The organism is Candidatus Sulfurimonas marisnigri (assembly GCF_015265475.1).
Classification (GTDB): Bacteria; Campylobacterota; Campylobacteria; order Campylobacterales; family Sulfurimonadaceae; genus Sulfurimonas; species Sulfurimonas marisnigri.
Genome location: NZ_CP054493.1, coordinates 1,331,536 through 1,348,361 on the forward strand (window position 1 = coordinate 1,331,536; position 16,826 = coordinate 1,348,361).

Consider the following 16,826-nt stretch of genomic DNA (forward strand, 5'->3'; position numbering starts at 1 on the left):
ATGTTTATACTTCTTCAAAATGGATTGTATATAGATGAAATATCATTTCCAAACTTTAAAGCTAAGAAATTATACATTAAATGGGATGAAAAAGTAAGTGTAATTATAGAAGAGTTAAATGTTGTCAAAGAAAAAAATTCTAAAGATTCTAAGCCAGACTATGAAATGTTTAGTGAAATTTTAAAAAGTACTGTGCATCTTGACAACTGGTTTGAAAAAATTATTATTAAAAAAATATCATTCAATGATATTGAAGGCTCTTTTAAATATATAGACGGTGGAAATGGCTTTTTATCTGCATCTTCCCCTACTTTTTCTCTTGAAAGTAGAATGTTCTTTGAATCACACATGTTTAACATTCAAATAGATGAATATAAAGATAGAAAAAGAGAGTTGCTCGTTAGCGGAAATTTAATCTTAAACACTATTGGTAAGATAGAGCTGATTACTTCATTAAGTATAGATATAAACTGCGATACAAACTTAAATGTTTACGCAATAAGCGATACTAAAAAACTTTCTTATAAAGTAGAGTCTACAAAGAATATAAAAAATAGCAGATACATTGTTGATCTGCTCGATATGAACCCTAAGGCAAAGTACTGGGTTTATAATGCAATTGAGATGTCAAGTCTATCAATTAAAAGTGCTTACGGTTGGCTAGAGTATGATAAAGTAAACGAAGCATATTTAAACCTGCATGTTAAAGCAACTGCTAATGATTTAAATTATACCTATGATAAGGAATTAGAACCAGTAAACACTGCTTATACTGACTTAGAATTTAAAAATGGTGTACTTTATATAAAACCGCAAAACGCTTTTTCCTATGGTTTTTTTCTTGATAAGAGTTGGTTAAAAATTGATTTTTCTAAAAAAGAGGAGCTTCTTTCACTATATCTACTATTTAAAGGAAAGGTTAATAAAGGCTTATTGAGCTTACTAAATAGATATAAAATAACATTACCTTTTATACAGACAGAGGGTGAAGTAGCTACAAACCTGGAACTAAATATCAATCTAAGGTCAGCACAAGTTGTAGCAGTAGGTGATTTTTATGCTAAACAGGGGAAAATAGAGTACCTAGGTTTAGATATAGATGTCTTTGACGCACACGTTTTTTTAAATAATTCACATATTAAAATAAAAGACATGTATGCAAAATACAAAGATATTGCAACCTCGTATGTAGATATGAATTTCAATGCTAGAGAGTCAGCTGGAACCCTGGATTTTAGAGTTAAAGAGATATCTTTGAAAGAGAGAGGTTTAACACTACAAAAGCTTGCGGAGCCTCTACATGTAACTTATGCTATTTCACCACAAAATGATTATTTAAGAGTTGAAAAATCTAACTGGATATTTAAAAATAAACTTTTTAAAGTTTCTTCAATGAAGATACCTTTTGATATAAAAAAATTAACGGCTCAAATACCGATTACTCCTGTAGAAATTCCAAAAATAGCATCTGCTCTTGTGTCAGGTAAAATACTATTTAAACCTATTAGAGCTAAACTAACAATTGACTTGCAAAAATTAAACTATGCAAATATTGAACTAAGCAAACCACCGTCATCTATAGACCTTGTTTACAATAATGGTTTTAGCCTCTCATCCAAAGATAAAATTATTTTAGATATTGACAGTGTTAATTACACATTTGGTAATGCCAGAATAGACTTTAATACAGACAATGTTAGTGTAAAAAATCTCTCTCTTAATATAAGTGATAAATTAAAATCAAAAATCAGTGCCATTTACAGTCTAAAAAAATCAGATGGATATATAGACCTTCATAGCATGGAATTTTCAGATTCTAAACTTGGAGAAATCTTTAAAAATGAGAAAACTACACGCCTACATGTAGAAGCAACAGGTTCAAACATCAATATAACTTCTAAAGAGTATGATTTAGATTATTTGAAGAGAGATGATGAGTGGAGATTAAAATTAAATTCTATAGAGAAAATCGCTAAGAGTTCTAAAGCTTTGAGAGAGTTTGGTTTAACTAATGGAAATTTTTCAATTTTTAAAAAAAATAGTGATAAAAATATAAAGTTTACAGCAAGTAGTGAATACAAGTATAAAATTCTTGTAAAAGACAACACTCCTGTAAAAAACTATCTTGTAAGTGGAGAGATAGAAAAAGAAGTTGGTAGTGTATCTCTAAGAGTAAATGACTCCGTTGATGTAAGCATAAATGATAAAATAAAAATTGAGGCAAATAGTATTGGTATAAATATTAATGAAATTCTGAATTTTATATCTGACAAAAACAACTCTAACAAAAGTAATAACAATCTAAAGCTATCATTAAATGCAAAAAAGTCTTATATATATTTTAGTAAAAATAGATATGCAATATCTGATAATATTGAACTTAAGTATAATAATAATATTACAACTTTAAATCTAGAACATAAGAATGGTAATGCTGATTTTAAGTTTAGTGATGGAAACTTTCATATTTATGGGAGAGATTTCGGTGATTTATTTATGGAAAATCTATTTGCTCACTCCGAGTTTAAAGGTGGTATCTTAGACTTTGCCATAACCGGTACACCGTATAAACATAACGGTATGATTTTTGTAAGAAAAACAACTATTCTTGATTATAAAATTCTAAATAACATACTTGCATTTGTTAACACTATACCATCTCTAGTGACATTCTCACTTCCAGGATACAACAATAAGGGATTAGCAGTCGAAAGTGCATATATGAGCTTTAATTTAAAAAATAATATATATAAAATAGATGATTTGTATCTTAAATCTAAAGAGATTGATATTGTAGGTAAAGGTAATGCCAGCATAAAGAACAACACTATTGATGTTGATCTAAATTTAAAAACAGACTTAGGGAGCACAATATCTAAGATACCTATTGTAGGATATATATTGTTAGGTAAAGACAGTATCTCTACTTCTTTAAAAATAAGAGGGAAACTAGATGATCCAGACGTAACAACTCAAGTTACAAAAGATATAATTGTTGCACCGCTTAATATTATAAAAAGAACTCTTATGCTTCCATTTGAACTTTTTAAAAGCGATGATGATAAAAAGTAATAAGTAGGTTTTACTCATTCCTTAATACAGTTAATATATCTATTTCACTAGCTTTTTTTGCAGGATAATATGATGATGCTACAACAATCGCAAATGCTCCAACAACTATAAGTATAAAGTCTTTAAAGCTTAAGTCAAGAGGTAGTGTAGATGTAGGGTAAACGTCTTTTGGTAAGTGTACTATATCAAAAGTACTTAACACCCATAAACCACTCATACCAAGAATGATTCCAACTAAAATACCGCTAATACCAATAACAATACCTAAATATAAAAATACTTTCTTCACTTCCGAAGATGTAGCACCTAATGATAAAAGCAATGCTATTTCGCTTCGTCTGTTCATTACATTCATTAAAAGAGAAGATATAATATTTATAGCTGCTATTAAAATAATAAGCATTAAAACTATAAATAGAGAGGCTTTTTCTAATTCCAAGGCTGCAAAGAAGTTAAGGTTGTCTTCCCACCAACCTTTTATAACGACACTGTTTGGAAGAAAGTTTTTTAGTTCTACAATGTCAACTTCTGGGTTTTTAGAGAAAATATGAATCCCATTATATTGATTAGTTGGTATATGTAACATAGTTTGAAGAGATGAGAGTGTTGTATAGCTATATGCTTTATCATAAGCAGATAGTCCTGAGTCAAATACACCCTTTACCTTAAACCTTTTTATTTTTGGAGTTATAGAGAGACCGCCTGGCTCTACTTGTGTAAAAATATACATAAGTCTATCATCTATAAAAAGATTGAACTCCTCTTTTAAGGACTTACCAATCAGTATATCAAATTTATTAAAATCACTATTTTGTATAGCCTCGCTTAAAATGCTGTTTACTTTAGCTTCACTTTTAAAATCAACTCCAAATATATAGCCACCCTCTAGCTTTGTTCCACTTCTTGCCATTACAGCAGATTGAACATAAGGACTAAAATGAAGCTGTGGAAATTTATTCTCCAAGTCTATTAATAAATTTTCATTAACTGAGCCATAAAACTTTGGCATAACAGTCAATGGGTAGTTCATAATCGTAAGCTTTTTTTTAAACTCTTTGTCAAAGCCATTCATCAGGGCCATAGCAATCAACAGTACCATTACACCAAGTGAAATTCCTAGAAATGCAAGTAAGGCAGACAAGAAAATAAATGGCTGCTCATTGTCAAATCGTAAAAAACGTTTTACTAGGTATGGTACTATCGATTTTTTCAAGAAACAGAAGCACCATTTCCAGCAAATACACCCTTCTTGGGACCACTTTTACCACAACACTGCTTGTATTTTTTGCCACTTCCGCATGGACATGTGTCATTTCTTGAAATCTTTTTAGAACCATATTCTACATCACTGTCGGAGTGACTAAGTTGTATAGCGGCTGCTGAGTGTTTGCGCTGAAGCTCTAACTGCTCAGCAACTTTTCTAGCTTCTTCTTCTGGATCTTCTACTCTAAACTGAATAATTTGAAGAGTTTTTATCGTGTTGAATTTAATATCACTAATTAATTCTGTAAAAAGATTAAAACTCTCTTTTTTATATTCTACTAATGGGTCTTTTTGGTTGTATGCTCTTAGTCTGATACCGGTTTTCATGTTGTCCATAGCATATAGATGCTCTCTCCAAGCACTATCTAGCTCTTTAAGATACAGCTCTCGCTCTATTTCATTTGAAATTCCATCATCTAATACACTCATCTTATTATCATAAGATTTTTTAATAGTGCTAACTAGAGCCTCTAATAATTCTTCATACTCAAGTGAAGAGAATTCATCTCTATTAAGTTCTAAATTAACCTCTTCGCGTAATAGCTTAAAAACTTTTTCTAAATTGAAATCTTCTTTGTCTCCACCCTCAAATATATCTGAACTTGCTAGAATATGTGCCACATACTCTTCTCTGACTTCATCAACCTTAGATGATATGTCATACTCACTATTAAGTAGTTGAGCTCTAAATTTATAAACTATTTTTCTCTGCTCATTTGCAACATCGTCATACTCAACAATCTGTTTTCTACCTTCGTAGTGCATATTTTCAACTTTTTTCTGAGCTTTTTCAACTGCACGAGTAACCATTTTAGACTCTATATATTCACCATCCTCAACACCAAGACGCTCCATTATAGATTTAATTTTGTCACTTCCAAAAATACGTAGAAGATTATCTTCTAATGATAGATAAAATTGAGTTGTACCAGCATCACCTTGACGACCAGAACGACCACGAAGCTGATTATCAATACGACGATTTTCATGTCTCTCTGTTCCCACTATATAAAGACCGCCAAGCTCTCTAACTTCATCATTTACTTTAATATCAACACCACGACCTGCCATATTTGTTGCAATCGTTACAGCACCTTTTGCACCGGCATTTTTAATAATTTCACCCTCTTGCGCATGGTTTTTAGCATTAAGTACAGTATGAGCAATTTTTTCTTTTTTTAGAACACTGTGTAGCACTTCAGATTTATCAATAGAAGCGGTACCTATAAGTACAGGTTGACCAGTTTTTGAAAGAGTTTTGATTGTATCTATTACAGCTGCAAATTTCTCCTCTTCTGTTTTATAAATTAAATCATTTAAATCTTTTCTAGTAATTGGAATGTTTGTAGGTATAGATATAACATCTAAAGAGTAAATTTGAGCAAATTCCGACGCTTCAGTCTCTGCTGTACCAGTCATGCCAGCTAATTTATCATACATTCTAAAGTAGTTCTGAAATGTGATATCTGCTAGAGTTTGTGTCTCTTCTTTAATGTCAACACCCTCTTTTGCTTCAAGTGCCTGATGAAGTCCTTCTGAAAAACGACGTCCTTCACTAAGGCGACCAGTAAACTCATCAACAATTACAACTTCACCATCATTAATTACGTAATCAACATCTATTTCAAAAAGATAGTTTGCTTTTAAAGCTTGATCCAGTACATGTGGAAGTGAAGAGTTCTCAGCAGAATAAAGATTTTCAACTTTAAACAGCTCTTCTGCTTTAGTTATACCATCTTCAGTTATAAGTACTACTTTGTCTTTTTCATCAACTGTAAAATGTTTTTCTTTTTCTAATTTTAAAGCTATCAAATTTGCGTCAGTATAGTCTTGCATAGTATTATTGGTTGGTCCTGAGATAATAAGAGGAGTTCTAGCTTCGTCAATTAAAATACTATCAACTTCATCAACTATAACAAAGTTATGACCTCTTTGAACCATATTCTCTGCTGAGTAGCTCATATTGTCTCTTAAGTAGTCAAATCCAAACTCATTGTTTGTTCCATAAGTTATATCTGCTGAATAAGCTTCTCTTTTAACAGATGAATCATGCATGTTTTCCAATAAAATACCAACAGATAGACCTAAAAACTCATATAGAGGTCTCATCTCATTACCATCTCTCGAAGCAAGATAATCATTAACCGTCACAAGGTGAACCCCTTTTCCAGTCATCGCATTCAAAACAATAGCCAGAGTTGCAACAAGTGTTTTACCCTCACCTGTTTTCATCTCAGCAATCCTACCCTCGTGAAGGACTATCCCACCAATAAGTTGAACGTCAAAATGTCTCATTTTAAGAGTTCTAACACTCGCTTCTCTAGTTATTGCAAAAGAGTCCTCTAGAACATCTTCTAAAGTTTTTTCCTCTTTTAATACGCTATTTTTAAGCTCAGAAAAAGCATCTTTTAATTCATTATCATTTAGAGCTTGATACTTGCTCTCTAACTCATTTATACTGTTAGCAATCTTCGTATATTTTTTTAATTCACGATCATTTGATGTACCGAATACTTTACCCATTAATGCTTGTAGCATCTCCAACCTTATATGCATCACCATAAATTATTATAATATGGCAATTCTGAAATTGCTATAATTTTATCACACTTATAATTACAATTTGCATAAATTTGTAAATGAATTTTATTATAATTAATATTATATAATATGTAAACAATCGCTTTGATATAATTTTCAACAAAAAGGAATTATTTGAAATACCTACTATTAACTATACTACTTATAGCACAAGCTACTGCCTCGATGAATGATGTAACCTCTTTTGAAGCTGATTTCACACAAAGTATAACTGATGACAAAGATAAAGTTCTAACTTATAGTGGACATATATTAGCCTCTAAACCTCAAAATGCAAAATGGAGTTATACTAAGCCATTTAAAAAAAATGTTTTTATCACTCAATTTGAAGTTACTATAGTTGAGCCTGAAATTGAGCAGGTTATTATTAAAAGAATAGAGTCGAATTTTGATTTTTTTAAAATGATTGCAAATGCTAAGAAGATAGAAAATAATACTTATGAGACAAACTATAAAGAATCAGTATTTAAAATAATTCAAAACAATAATTTAATAGAATCAATATCATATATAGATGAGTTTGAAAACAGAGTTCAAATACTTTTTAAAAATCAAAAACAAAATCACAGTATTGATTTAAAAGTTTTTATTCCTAATTACCCTATATACTTTGACATTATAAGAGATTAAATTTTAAATAACTAAGAAGTTAACGACGCATAAGTTGCGTCGCTATTTGAGTTTGCAAGAGGTAAATCCCTCAAGCAAGAAAAAATTATACTGGTTTAACTGTAATTCCGTATTTATTTTCAGCAACATCACGAGCTTCTAACTTATAGTTTTTAATCTCATTAAAGTTAAGGTATTTGTATACTTTATCTTCTTTACCAGCAAGTTTAGCAGGAACAACATCCATGTACTCTTGAACTGTTGGAATACGACCTAACTTAGCACATAGTGCAGCTAGTTCTGCAGAACCAAGATAAACTTGTGTTCCTTTACCTAAACGGTTATCAAAGTTACGAGTTGATGTTGAAAAAACTGTACATCCCTGACGAGCAGATGCTTGATTACCCATACATAAAGAACATCCAGGAACTTCTGTTTGTGCTTGAATCTCTTTGTACACGTCGTAGTAACCTTCGTTGATAAGCTGTTGCTCATCCATGCGAGTTGGTGGAACAATCCAGAATTTTTCAACTGCATTTTTAGTTTCACCACGCATAACTTCACCAGCTGCACGGTAATGACCGATGTTAGTCATACAAGACCCTAAGAATACTTCATCAATTTTTTCACCAGCAACTTCAGATAATAATTTAACATTATCTGGGTCATTTGGACATGCAAGAATTGGTTCAGTAATGGTGTTAAGATCTATTTCAATAACTGCTGCGTACTCTGCATCAGCATCTGGTTTCATAAGTGTAGGATTAGCTAACCAATCTTTCATCTTACCAATACGACGTTCGATTGTAGTAACATCGGAATAGCCATCTTTAGCCATAGCTTCTAAAAGTGCAACGTTTGATTTGATGTATTCAATAACTGGCTCATTGTTTAATAAAACAGTACAAGCAGCAGCAGAACGCTCAGCAGATGCATCAGATAACTCAAATGCTTGCTCAGCTTTAAGATCAGGAAGACCTTCAATTTCTAAAATACGTCCAGCAAATACGTTGATTTTACCAGCCTTAGGTACTGTTAAGTGACCCTGTTGGATAGCAACATAAGGGATAGCGTTTACAAGGTCACGTAAAGTGATACCGGGTTGCATCTCACCTTTGAAACGTACAAGAACAGACTCAGGCATAGTCAATGGCATAGAACCAGTAACTGCAGCAAATGCAACAGCACCAGATCCAGCTGGGAAAGAGATACCTAGAGGGAAACGAGTATGTGAATCTGCGCCCGTACCAACAGTATCTGGAAGAACCATACGGTTCATCCAAGAGTGAATAACACCATCACCTAGACGTAAAGAGATACCTGAACGGTTAGAGATAAAGTCAGGCAGTGTATGTTGCATTTCAACATCAGATGGTTTAGGATATGCAGCTGTATGACAGAAAGTTTGAAGTACCAAGTCAGCATTGAAACCTAGCGCTGCAAGTTCTTTGATCTCATCACGAGTCATAGGACCGGTAGTATCTTGAGAACCAACTGTGTTCATTTCTGGCTCTACGTACATACCTGGACGAACACCAGCAAGACCAGAAGCTTTACCAACCATTTTTTGTGCAAGCGTGTAACCCTTACCTGTATCAGCTGGTTGTTCTGCAGTTAAAAATTTATCAGAAGCTGGAAGACCAAGAACTGCACGGGCTTTAGACGTAAGGCCACGGCCAACGATCAATGGAACACGTCCACCTGCTTGTACTTCGTCCGTGATAGTATTAGGGTTTAGCTTGAAAGTAGCAACAGTTTTACCGTTGATTTTAGCTTCACCTTTGTATGGTAAAAGTGTTAAAACATCACCTGTTTCCATACCAGAAACGTCCATCTCTAATGGAAGTGCACCTGAGTCTTCACACGTAGCAAAGAAAATTGGAGCAATAGTAGAACCAATAACAACACCGCCAGTGCGCTTGTTAGGAACACCTGGAATATCTACACCCATATGCCATTGAACAGAGTTAACACCTGATTTACGAGATGAACCCGTACCAACAACATCACCAACATAAGCAATTGGGTGACCTTTTGTTTTAAGTTCTTTAAGAGTATCTAATGGGTTGTCCATTCTGTTAATAAGAAGAGAGTTTGCATGTAAAGGAATGTCAGAACGTGTAAACGCTTCAGATGCTGGAGAAAGATCATCTGTGTTTGTTTCGCCTGGAACTTTATAAACAGTTACAGTAATTTCATCAGCGATTGGTGCTTTAGAAGTAAACCACTCAGCGTTTGCCCATGAAGTCATTACTTTAGTAGCAGCTGCATTACCATCTTTGTGTAGTTTTTCAACATCGTTAAATGCATCGTAAACTAAAAGTGTTTTGCTTAGTGCAGCAACAGCAGCGTCAACAACAGCAGTGTTTGAAGAGGCTAAACAATTAACCATAGGAAGAACATTAAATCCACCTAACATCATACCTAGCATCTCTACTGCTCTTGTAGGAGTAATAGTTGCAACTTTAATATTCTCAGCGGCTACATCATTTAAGAAAGCTGCCTTAACTTGTGCAGAATCGTCAACACCTGGTGCTACACGACTTGTAAGTAACTCTAATAACTCATCAGTACATTCAGTTTTGATAAGTTTGATAACAGTTGCAGTTTGCTCTGCAGTTAGTGGTAGTGCTGGAACGCCTAAAGCTTCGCGTTCAGCAACATGTGCTTTATATTCTTCAATAAATGCCATTGTAATTCCTGTTTATTTTAAATTTTATCGATTATATCTAAATATTAGGAAGCAGAATAAACAGTGTTACCATAGTAAACATATTTTTGGTTATTTATTTTATAATTGTGTATATTCGTAACATTATAGAGACCTGAAAATAATTTCAGCCTCAAGTATCTCTCTATCTTTACCTTTATAATTACTTTTTAACCATAAAAGGTATGCATCAGGAATATCTGAATAAAACATTCCCTTGTATTTTCCAAATTCTACTTTTCTTTTTTGTTGAACTTTTAATATTTTTTCTTCACAAGAAGCTTCTAATAGTATATGCTCAAGTAGCAGAGTAAATTCATTAAACTCTAATCTTTTTTTAATAACAAATATATATGTATCAAAATCAAATATACCATTACGTTCAGATACAAAGGCTTCTATCTGCTGTATCTGCTCTACTGAGAGTTTCTCCAGGTTACTTACATGTACACTAAATGAGCTTGCATACTTTGTGAAAATAAAATGTGCTTTAGCCATTAGAGAATTTCACGAATACCTTTAGTATTTGGAGAAGATAAAACACCCTCATTTTCTAGCTGTTCTATAATTCTTGCTGAACGGTTATAACCTATTTGTAGCTTTCTTTGAAGATATGAAATAGAGGTTTTTCTGTCTGATAAAATAACATTTCTAGCATCATTATAAAGTTCATCCAACTCTTCGTATGTTTCATTAGTAGAATTACTAAATTCATTCTCTTCAACTAGAAAGCTTTTATCATAATTTGGTGCTCTTTGAGATTTTATAAACTCAACAATATTTTCTATTTCTGCCTCTGTGCTCCACGGTGCATGCAGACGAACTAAACCAGTAGAACCAGGAGGAGTAAAGAGCATATCACCTTTACCTAGGAGAGATTCAGCACCCTGCTGGTCAAGAATAATTTTAGAATCAATTCTTTGCCCTACTCTATAAGATATACGAGATGGCAAGTTTGCTTTTATTAATCCAGTTACAACATCCACCGATGGTCTTTGAGTCGCAACTACTAAGTGTATTCCAGAAGCTCTTGCCATCTGTGCAAGTCTTGCTATTGAGTGTTCAACATCTTTGCCGCTTGTCATCATTAAGTCAGCTAACTCATCTATAATTACTACTATATAAGGAAAGTGTTCACCACCCTCTTTTTTTACTTTTTCATTATAGTTTTCAATATTTTTTGTTCTGTTCTCACTCATAAGCTCATAACGGCGTTCCATCTCAAAAACCATATTATTAAGAGCTACTATTGCCTGCTTGGGCTTCGTTATTACAGGAGTTAAAAGATGCGGGATATCATTATATATTGAAAATTCAAGCATTTTTGGATCAATCATAAGAAGTCTTAACTGATCTGGGGAATTTTTGTATAAAAGAGATAAAATCATTGCATTTATACCAACACTTTTACCGCTACCTGTAGTTCCAGCGATAAGAAGATGTGGAAGCTTTTTCAAATCAGTAATAAAAGGTTTACCTACTATATCTTTACCTAAAACTATAGTCAATGGTGATGACGACTCCTTAAATATCTGACTATCTAATAGATCTCTTAAGTATATAGTATCAACAGTTGCATTTGGTATCTCTATACCTACCACATCTTTACCAGGTATTGGTGCTTGGATACGTATAGTTTCAGCACTAAGTGCCATTGCCAAATCATCCTGAAGGTTTAAAATCTTTGACACTTTTACATTTGCAGCCGGTTTAAATTCAAAAGTAGATACAACGGGACCTGCGTATGTTCTTACAACATCACCATCTATTTTAAAGTGTGCAAGTTTTTCTATTAAAAAGCCTATTTTATCATCCAACTCACTCTCATCAACACTATGGGCTTTAGAGTTTGGTTTTTGTAAAAAATCTACTGATGGAAGAGTAAAATTTTTGGGCTTTTCCACCTCTCCCTTTTCTATAGAGGCTAATAGCTTTGCATTTTCCTCTAACTCTTCTACAACAATCGCAGAACTTTGCTCTTTTATCTCATGAACTAATTCTAATATATTATGTGGTGTTTCTTGTTTACTTTCCAAATTAGCTTCACTTACCGATGATTCTAAAACTTCGCTACGCTCTTCTTTTCTTAAATATGCCGGTTTATCAATTTCTTGTTCAAACTTTTCTTCAACTTTTTCAATCTCTTGTGTTACATGTACTTTTTTTACCTCTTTAGGCTTTTCTACATGTACTGGTGAAACTCTTTTTTCTACAATAGTTGATTTTTGGTTTTTAGCAGTGTTTTTTTTAAATGCAATTTTATTTTTTACTCGTCCTAAAAATATATCAACCAATTCATGAGCACTTTTATCTAGTATTATAACTAATGAAACAATTGTAATTATTAGCCAAAATATCCAGAGCCCAAATGAACCAATATAAGGAGAGAGAAACTCTACAAAATCAGCACCTACATTTCCTCTTAACTTATCATTTACTAAGAGTGCTTGAGCCAACAAAAAAGAGAAAAAAACTAAAAAAGAAGTTATTGCTAATTCAAATTTTCTTATGTTTAACACAGTGTTTTTATAAAAAAGATACAGAGGTATTAAAGAAGCAAATATATATATGTAAGACATGTAACCAAAATAGTTATGATTATATTTAGCAAAAGTAGCGCCATAACTACCCATTATAGAGTTGTCACCAAGGAGCGTAGCGAATCCAAGATATATCAGTAAACCAAAAATTATTATAAATATAGTATCTTTCAAACTATAGCTGCCTTTAAAAATAGATAATATTAATTAAGGAAGTATAGCCAAAATCGTTCCATATTATAAGTAATTAACTAGGCTTAATTGCGAAACTTTACCAACTGTATATAGCATTGCCGAATAATTATTTGTTAATTGTGTCAACTTCAAAGATGCTTCAGCTAAATCTGTATCTATCACAGATGAACGAAGTGACATTGTTGTAATTTCAAGTATTTGTGTTCTCTCCAATGAGAAAGTAAGAGCATTTGATTGAGCTCCAACTTGAGCATGAGATTTAGACACATGATCTCTTAAGCCTGATAATCTTGAAATTGAGTTTCCTATCCCTATACTTCTCATATCGCTACTTGAACTATCTGGATGCAATTTATAATTTTCAACAGAAGTTATGATTTCATCTAAGGTTTTAAAAAAATCTGTTTTTGGATCACGAATTGTCAGTGCATTATTTGCATTAAAAGACATAACAGACGAATCTGCGCCAACAGTAAAATCACCGCTATTTGAATCATGAATAGAGATTGTAGCCTGCGTACTACTTGAGTTTAAATCTTCAAATTGAACTTTTCCATCATAGCTTAAATAAGTACGTCCATTTGAATTTGAATTTACAATTGCTGAATCAAATTGAGCTTCAGTACCTGGTGCAGCAGCCGGAAAACTACTTGTAACAACCATATTGACAACATCCATCAATTGACGATATGTCATATCATCAGCAGCAACTGCAACTCTTGGAGTTTGCATATTGAAAATATCATAATTTGTTAAGCCACCATCAAGGGAAAAAGTCGAACCAGCGGTAGCAAAATCTATCTGTGCCGTATATGCAATTCCACTAACATTGGTTCCAGAGAGTGTAAATTGTGTGCCATCTAGTGTGCCGGCTGTTCCTTGAGATAGGTCTGCTACTTCTGAAATTTTTGTAGATGGTTGAGCAAAAGCATTTGTTGTTTTCAATATTTGAGGAACATTCGATGATAATTTTGATCCATCTTTAGTAAACTCCGTTCTATCGTACAGTAAAGAGTCTATATTTACTACTCCACTATCATCGGAAGGAGCAAAAGGAGATTTTACAAATTCCTTTACATGTAAATTTGAATTTACTGCTGTGCTTGTAGCAAATATTATTTTATCAAAATCCTTTTCACCACTATCCAATAAGTCTATGTTATTCACATCTGCAGCAACACCACCACTTAAATCTGTAGCACCAACCATATGAAAATCTAATTTACTAGAACCTTTTAACTTATCTTCAATAACTATTTCTCCGGAGCCATTCAAACTTACGTTAACAACATTTAATGATGCTGTGTTTCCATAAAAATCTCCAATCTGATCTAAAAGTGAATCAATTGTGTCAGTATCTGTCATAACTATTTTTTCACTAAATGAGGTTCCATCACTTTGTGCACCTCTAAGGTAAAAATAATGATTATTTGGAGGTACTATAGCATTGTCTGTATCACCCATTAAATCACGTATAGTATCACTACTTACAACAGTCACAGGAGTTCCTGTAACTGTTGCATCTGTAAAGTCAGGATATTTACTACTTAAATTAGTTTGAACAACATTACTTGTTATTTCTCTTTTAACACGAACCTCTTCACCTAAAAACAGTTCAGAACCAGTGAGATTAAATTGTTGCTCTATTCCTGAACCTAAAAATGCATTCCTAGAAACATCATTTCCCATGTATCTGCCATCTGCAGCAATTGGTTTAGTGTCTACTGCTGAACCAGAGAAAAGATATTGACCATTTATAGAAGTATTTGACAAGTTAATAAAATGATCTTCAAGTGCCCTTAATTCTGCTGCTATTGCATCAAGAGAAATACTGTCATTTGTACCATTTGCAGCTTGAACCAGAAGAGTATTCATACGATTTATACTGCTCTCAAATTCATTTAAAACAACATCTGTCTGGTCTGAAGTCTTATATCCACTTTCAGTACTTTTAGTAACTTGTTTTAACGTGATCAACTCATTATCAAGCCTCATGGTATCCGTAAATACGCCTATATCATCACTAGCATATTGAATTTTAAGACCAGACGCAATCTGCTTGTTAACATCAAAAAGCCTCTCATTTGCTCTAGAGCTCTCAGCGGTTACATTTTTGTAGTACATACTAGGTGTTACTCTCATGATGCACCTCCATTTAATCTTTAATATTTTACTATATTTTTGCTTTATCTAATTTAACCAGCAATATAAGTTCCATGCTACATATATCGGCTAAAAAACATTTACTATTCATTTTAAAAATATTTTAAGTTATAAACCACTATCATTCCACTCTTTCATGCCAGAGTGGTGGAACGGTATACACGGCGGATTCAAAATCCGCTGCCGCAAGGCTTAGGGGTTCGAATCCCCTCTCTGGTACCACTTTTTTATAATATCACACTAAATATGTTAGAATTCTAAAACATTTTATATTGGATTATTATTGACATGCTAGCAAAAACTTTTTTTTCACTACTTATCTCTCTAACATTATATTCAAATAACACTCTTAACAAAACATATCATGTAAATACAAAAGATATTAACCTCTCACATATTATTCCACATGTTAAAAGTGATTTAAAGCTATTTTCAATTGAAAAGAGTAAGCATACAAAAAGGGTAAAAACAAAAGATTTATTAAAAACTCTAAAAAAACTTGGATATACAGACTATAATTCAAAAAGTAGCTACACAAACTTTAAATTGAAAAGTCCTATTGATACATCAAAAATAGAGCTAAAACTTATAAACTATTATCAAAGCAAATATGAAAATATTAATATTACAAATATTTTTATCGAGCCAAGAGGTTATTTAGCCTCCTTGCCTAATAACTATACAGTTAATATTAGAGATAGAAATTATCTTTCTAAAAGTGGTGTTTTAGATATCAAAACATCAAATAATAAAAAAATCTTCTTTAACTACAATATAACAGCCACATTATCAGTATATAAAACTAGAAAAAAGATGAAAAAAGATGCTCAATTATCGGCAATAAATGTAAATAAAAAGCGTGTAGTTTTGGATAAATTTGTAGACAAACCAATACAAAATGTAACCAAGGGTAAATATCAAAGTAAACGCCATATATCTAAAAACAAAATCTTAACTATTAGAGATGTCGAAGCATTCAATGTTGTAAAAAGAGGCTCTTTAATAAATATCAGTTTAAGAAGTGACAATATGTCAATCAACTTCAGTGCAAAAGCTCTTCAAGAGGGCAAGATAAATGATATAATAAGAGTTCAAAAAAGCAATGGAAAAAAAATTAAAGTTAGAATTATTGGAAAAAATAGAGCGGAGATGCAATGAAGTTAATAGTAGCTACAAGTGGTGCTAGTGGTGTAAACTTAGGTCTTAAAATACTTAAACTACTCCCATTAGATATAGATAAACATTTTATTATGACAAAAAATTCTGAGATTGTTTTAAATAAAGAGATAAATGTTACTATACATAAAAATGAAGATATTTCTGCGAGCATAGCCTCTGGTTCATTTGGAAGTGATGCTATGATTATTGCACCATGTAGCATGAATACACTTGCAAAAATAGCATGTGGTATTTCTGACAACCTTGTAACAAGATGTGCCAGTGTTATGATTAAAGAACAGAAAAAGCTTATACTTGCTCCACGAGAGATGCCATTTTCTGCAATAGCATTAGAAAATATGCAAAAACTAGCAACTATAGGTGTAATAATTGCACCACCAGTGATGGCTTACTACTCTGAACAACAAACGCTTGATGAGATGGAAAATTTTGTAATTGGCAAATGGTTTGACATGCTAAATATAGAAAATAACTTGTATAAAAGATGGGAATAA

10 protein-coding genes and 1 tRNA gene are annotated in these 16,826 nt (G+C 32.5%); 5 read left to right on the plus strand and 6 right to left on the minus strand.

Annotated features, from left to right (window positions below; all coding sequences use genetic code 11):
* Complete coding sequence (locus tag HUE87_RS06750; protein WP_229855073.1) at nucleotides 1-3,072, plus strand: YhdP family protein; 3,072 nt, start codon at nucleotides 1-3, stop codon at nucleotides 3,070-3,072.
* Between the two features lie 10 nt (nucleotides 3,073-3,082).
* On the opposite strand, the gene HUE87_RS06755 is transcribed toward HUE87_RS06750, so the two are convergent.
* Nucleotides 3,083-4,285 (minus strand): ABC transporter permease, encoded by a 1,203-nt coding sequence (locus HUE87_RS06755; protein ID WP_194365455.1) that lies wholly within the window; start codon nucleotides 4,283-4,285, stop codon nucleotides 3,083-3,085.
* The gene (secA, locus tag HUE87_RS06760) at nucleotides 4,282-6,873 is read right to left on the minus strand and encodes a preprotein translocase subunit SecA (RefSeq protein WP_194365456.1); all 2,592 of its coding nucleotides are present in this window, start codon (nucleotides 6,871-6,873) and stop codon (nucleotides 4,282-4,284) included. The genes HUE87_RS06755 and secA overlap by 4 nt, the downstream gene beginning before the upstream one ends.
* A 177-nt stretch (nucleotides 6,874-7,050) precedes the next feature.
* Here secA and lolA point away from each other — a divergent pair, with 177 nt between their 5' ends.
* Entirely contained in the window at nucleotides 7,051-7,566 is a 516-nt protein-coding gene (lolA, locus tag HUE87_RS06765) for a LolA-like outer membrane lipoprotein chaperone (protein ID WP_194365457.1), read from the plus strand.
* Nucleotides 7,567-7,651: 85 nt separating this feature from the next.
* Here the strand turns inward: lolA and acnB are convergent, their stop codons facing one another.
* The 4 genes from acnB to flgL all read right to left on the minus strand — a co-directional run bounded on the left by acnB (nucleotide 7,652) and on the right by flgL (nucleotide 15,132).
* Nucleotides 7,652-10,237 (minus strand): bifunctional aconitate hydratase 2/2-methylisocitrate dehydratase, encoded by a 2,586-nt coding sequence (gene acnB / locus HUE87_RS06770; RefSeq protein ID WP_194365458.1) that lies wholly within the window; start codon nucleotides 10,235-10,237, stop codon nucleotides 7,652-7,654.
* 123 nt (nucleotides 10,238-10,360) lie between these two features.
* Nucleotides 10,361-10,753, minus strand: coding sequence for a putative quorum-sensing-regulated virulence factor (locus HUE87_RS06775; RefSeq protein WP_194365459.1), 393 nt, complete (start codon nucleotides 10,751-10,753; stop codon nucleotides 10,361-10,363).
* The gene (locus HUE87_RS06780; protein ID WP_194365460.1) at nucleotides 10,753-12,969 is read right to left on the minus strand and encodes a DNA translocase FtsK; all 2,217 of its coding nucleotides are present in this window, start codon (nucleotides 12,967-12,969) and stop codon (nucleotides 10,753-10,755) included. The genes HUE87_RS06775 and HUE87_RS06780 overlap by 1 nt, the downstream gene beginning before the upstream one ends.
* 63 nt (nucleotides 12,970-13,032) lie before the next feature.
* Nucleotides 13,033-15,132, minus strand: a complete 2,100-nt coding sequence (flgL, locus tag HUE87_RS06785) for a flagellar hook-associated protein FlgL (protein WP_194365461.1) — start codon at nucleotides 15,130-15,132, stop codon at nucleotides 13,033-13,035.
* Between the two features lie 159 nt (nucleotides 15,133-15,291).
* Between flgL and HUE87_RS06790 the strand changes: the two genes are divergently transcribed.
* The 3 genes from HUE87_RS06790 to HUE87_RS06800 all read left to right on the plus strand — a co-directional run bounded on the left by HUE87_RS06790 (nucleotide 15,292) and on the right by HUE87_RS06800 (nucleotide 16,826).
* Nucleotides 15,292-15,375, plus strand: a tRNA-Leu gene (locus HUE87_RS06790).
* 66 nt (nucleotides 15,376-15,441) lie between these two features.
* Entirely contained in the window at nucleotides 15,442-16,311 is an 870-nt protein-coding gene (flgA, locus tag HUE87_RS06795; protein ID WP_194365462.1) for a flagellar basal body P-ring formation chaperone FlgA, read from the plus strand.
* Nucleotides 16,308-16,826 carry a UbiX family flavin prenyltransferase gene (locus tag HUE87_RS06800; protein WP_194365463.1) on the plus strand — a complete coding sequence of 173 codons (519 nt, stop codon included), beginning with the start codon at nucleotides 16,308-16,310 and terminating at the stop codon, nucleotides 16,824-16,826. Before flgA ends, HUE87_RS06800 begins: the two co-directional genes overlap by 4 nt.

What these genes read in the sequence shown, in the direction of transcription:
- HUE87_RS06750 (WP_229855073.1), top strand. Translation starts at nt 1, where the DNA reads ATGTTTATACTTCTTCAAAATGGATTGTATATAGATGAAATATCATTT.
- secA (WP_194365456.1), bottom strand. Translation starts at nt 6,873, where the DNA reads ATGCTACAAGCATTAATGGGTAAAGTATTCGGTACATCAAATGATCGT.
- acnB (WP_194365458.1), bottom strand. Translation starts at nt 10,237, where the DNA reads ATGGCATTTATTGAAGAATATAAAGCACATGTTGCTGAACGCGAAGCT.
- HUE87_RS06775 (WP_194365459.1), bottom strand. Translation starts at nt 10,753, where the DNA reads ATGGCTAAAGCACATTTTATTTTCACAAAGTATGCAAGCTCATTTAGT.
- flgL (WP_194365461.1), bottom strand. Translation starts at nt 15,132, where the DNA reads ATGAGAGTAACACCTAGTATGTACTACAAAAATGTAACCGCTGAGAGC.
- flgA (WP_194365462.1), top strand. Translation starts at nt 15,442, where the DNA reads ATGCTAGCAAAAACTTTTTTTTCACTACTTATCTCTCTAACATTATAT.
- HUE87_RS06800 (WP_194365463.1), top strand. Translation starts at nt 16,308, where the DNA reads ATGAAGTTAATAGTAGCTACAAGTGGTGCTAGTGGTGTAAACTTAGGT.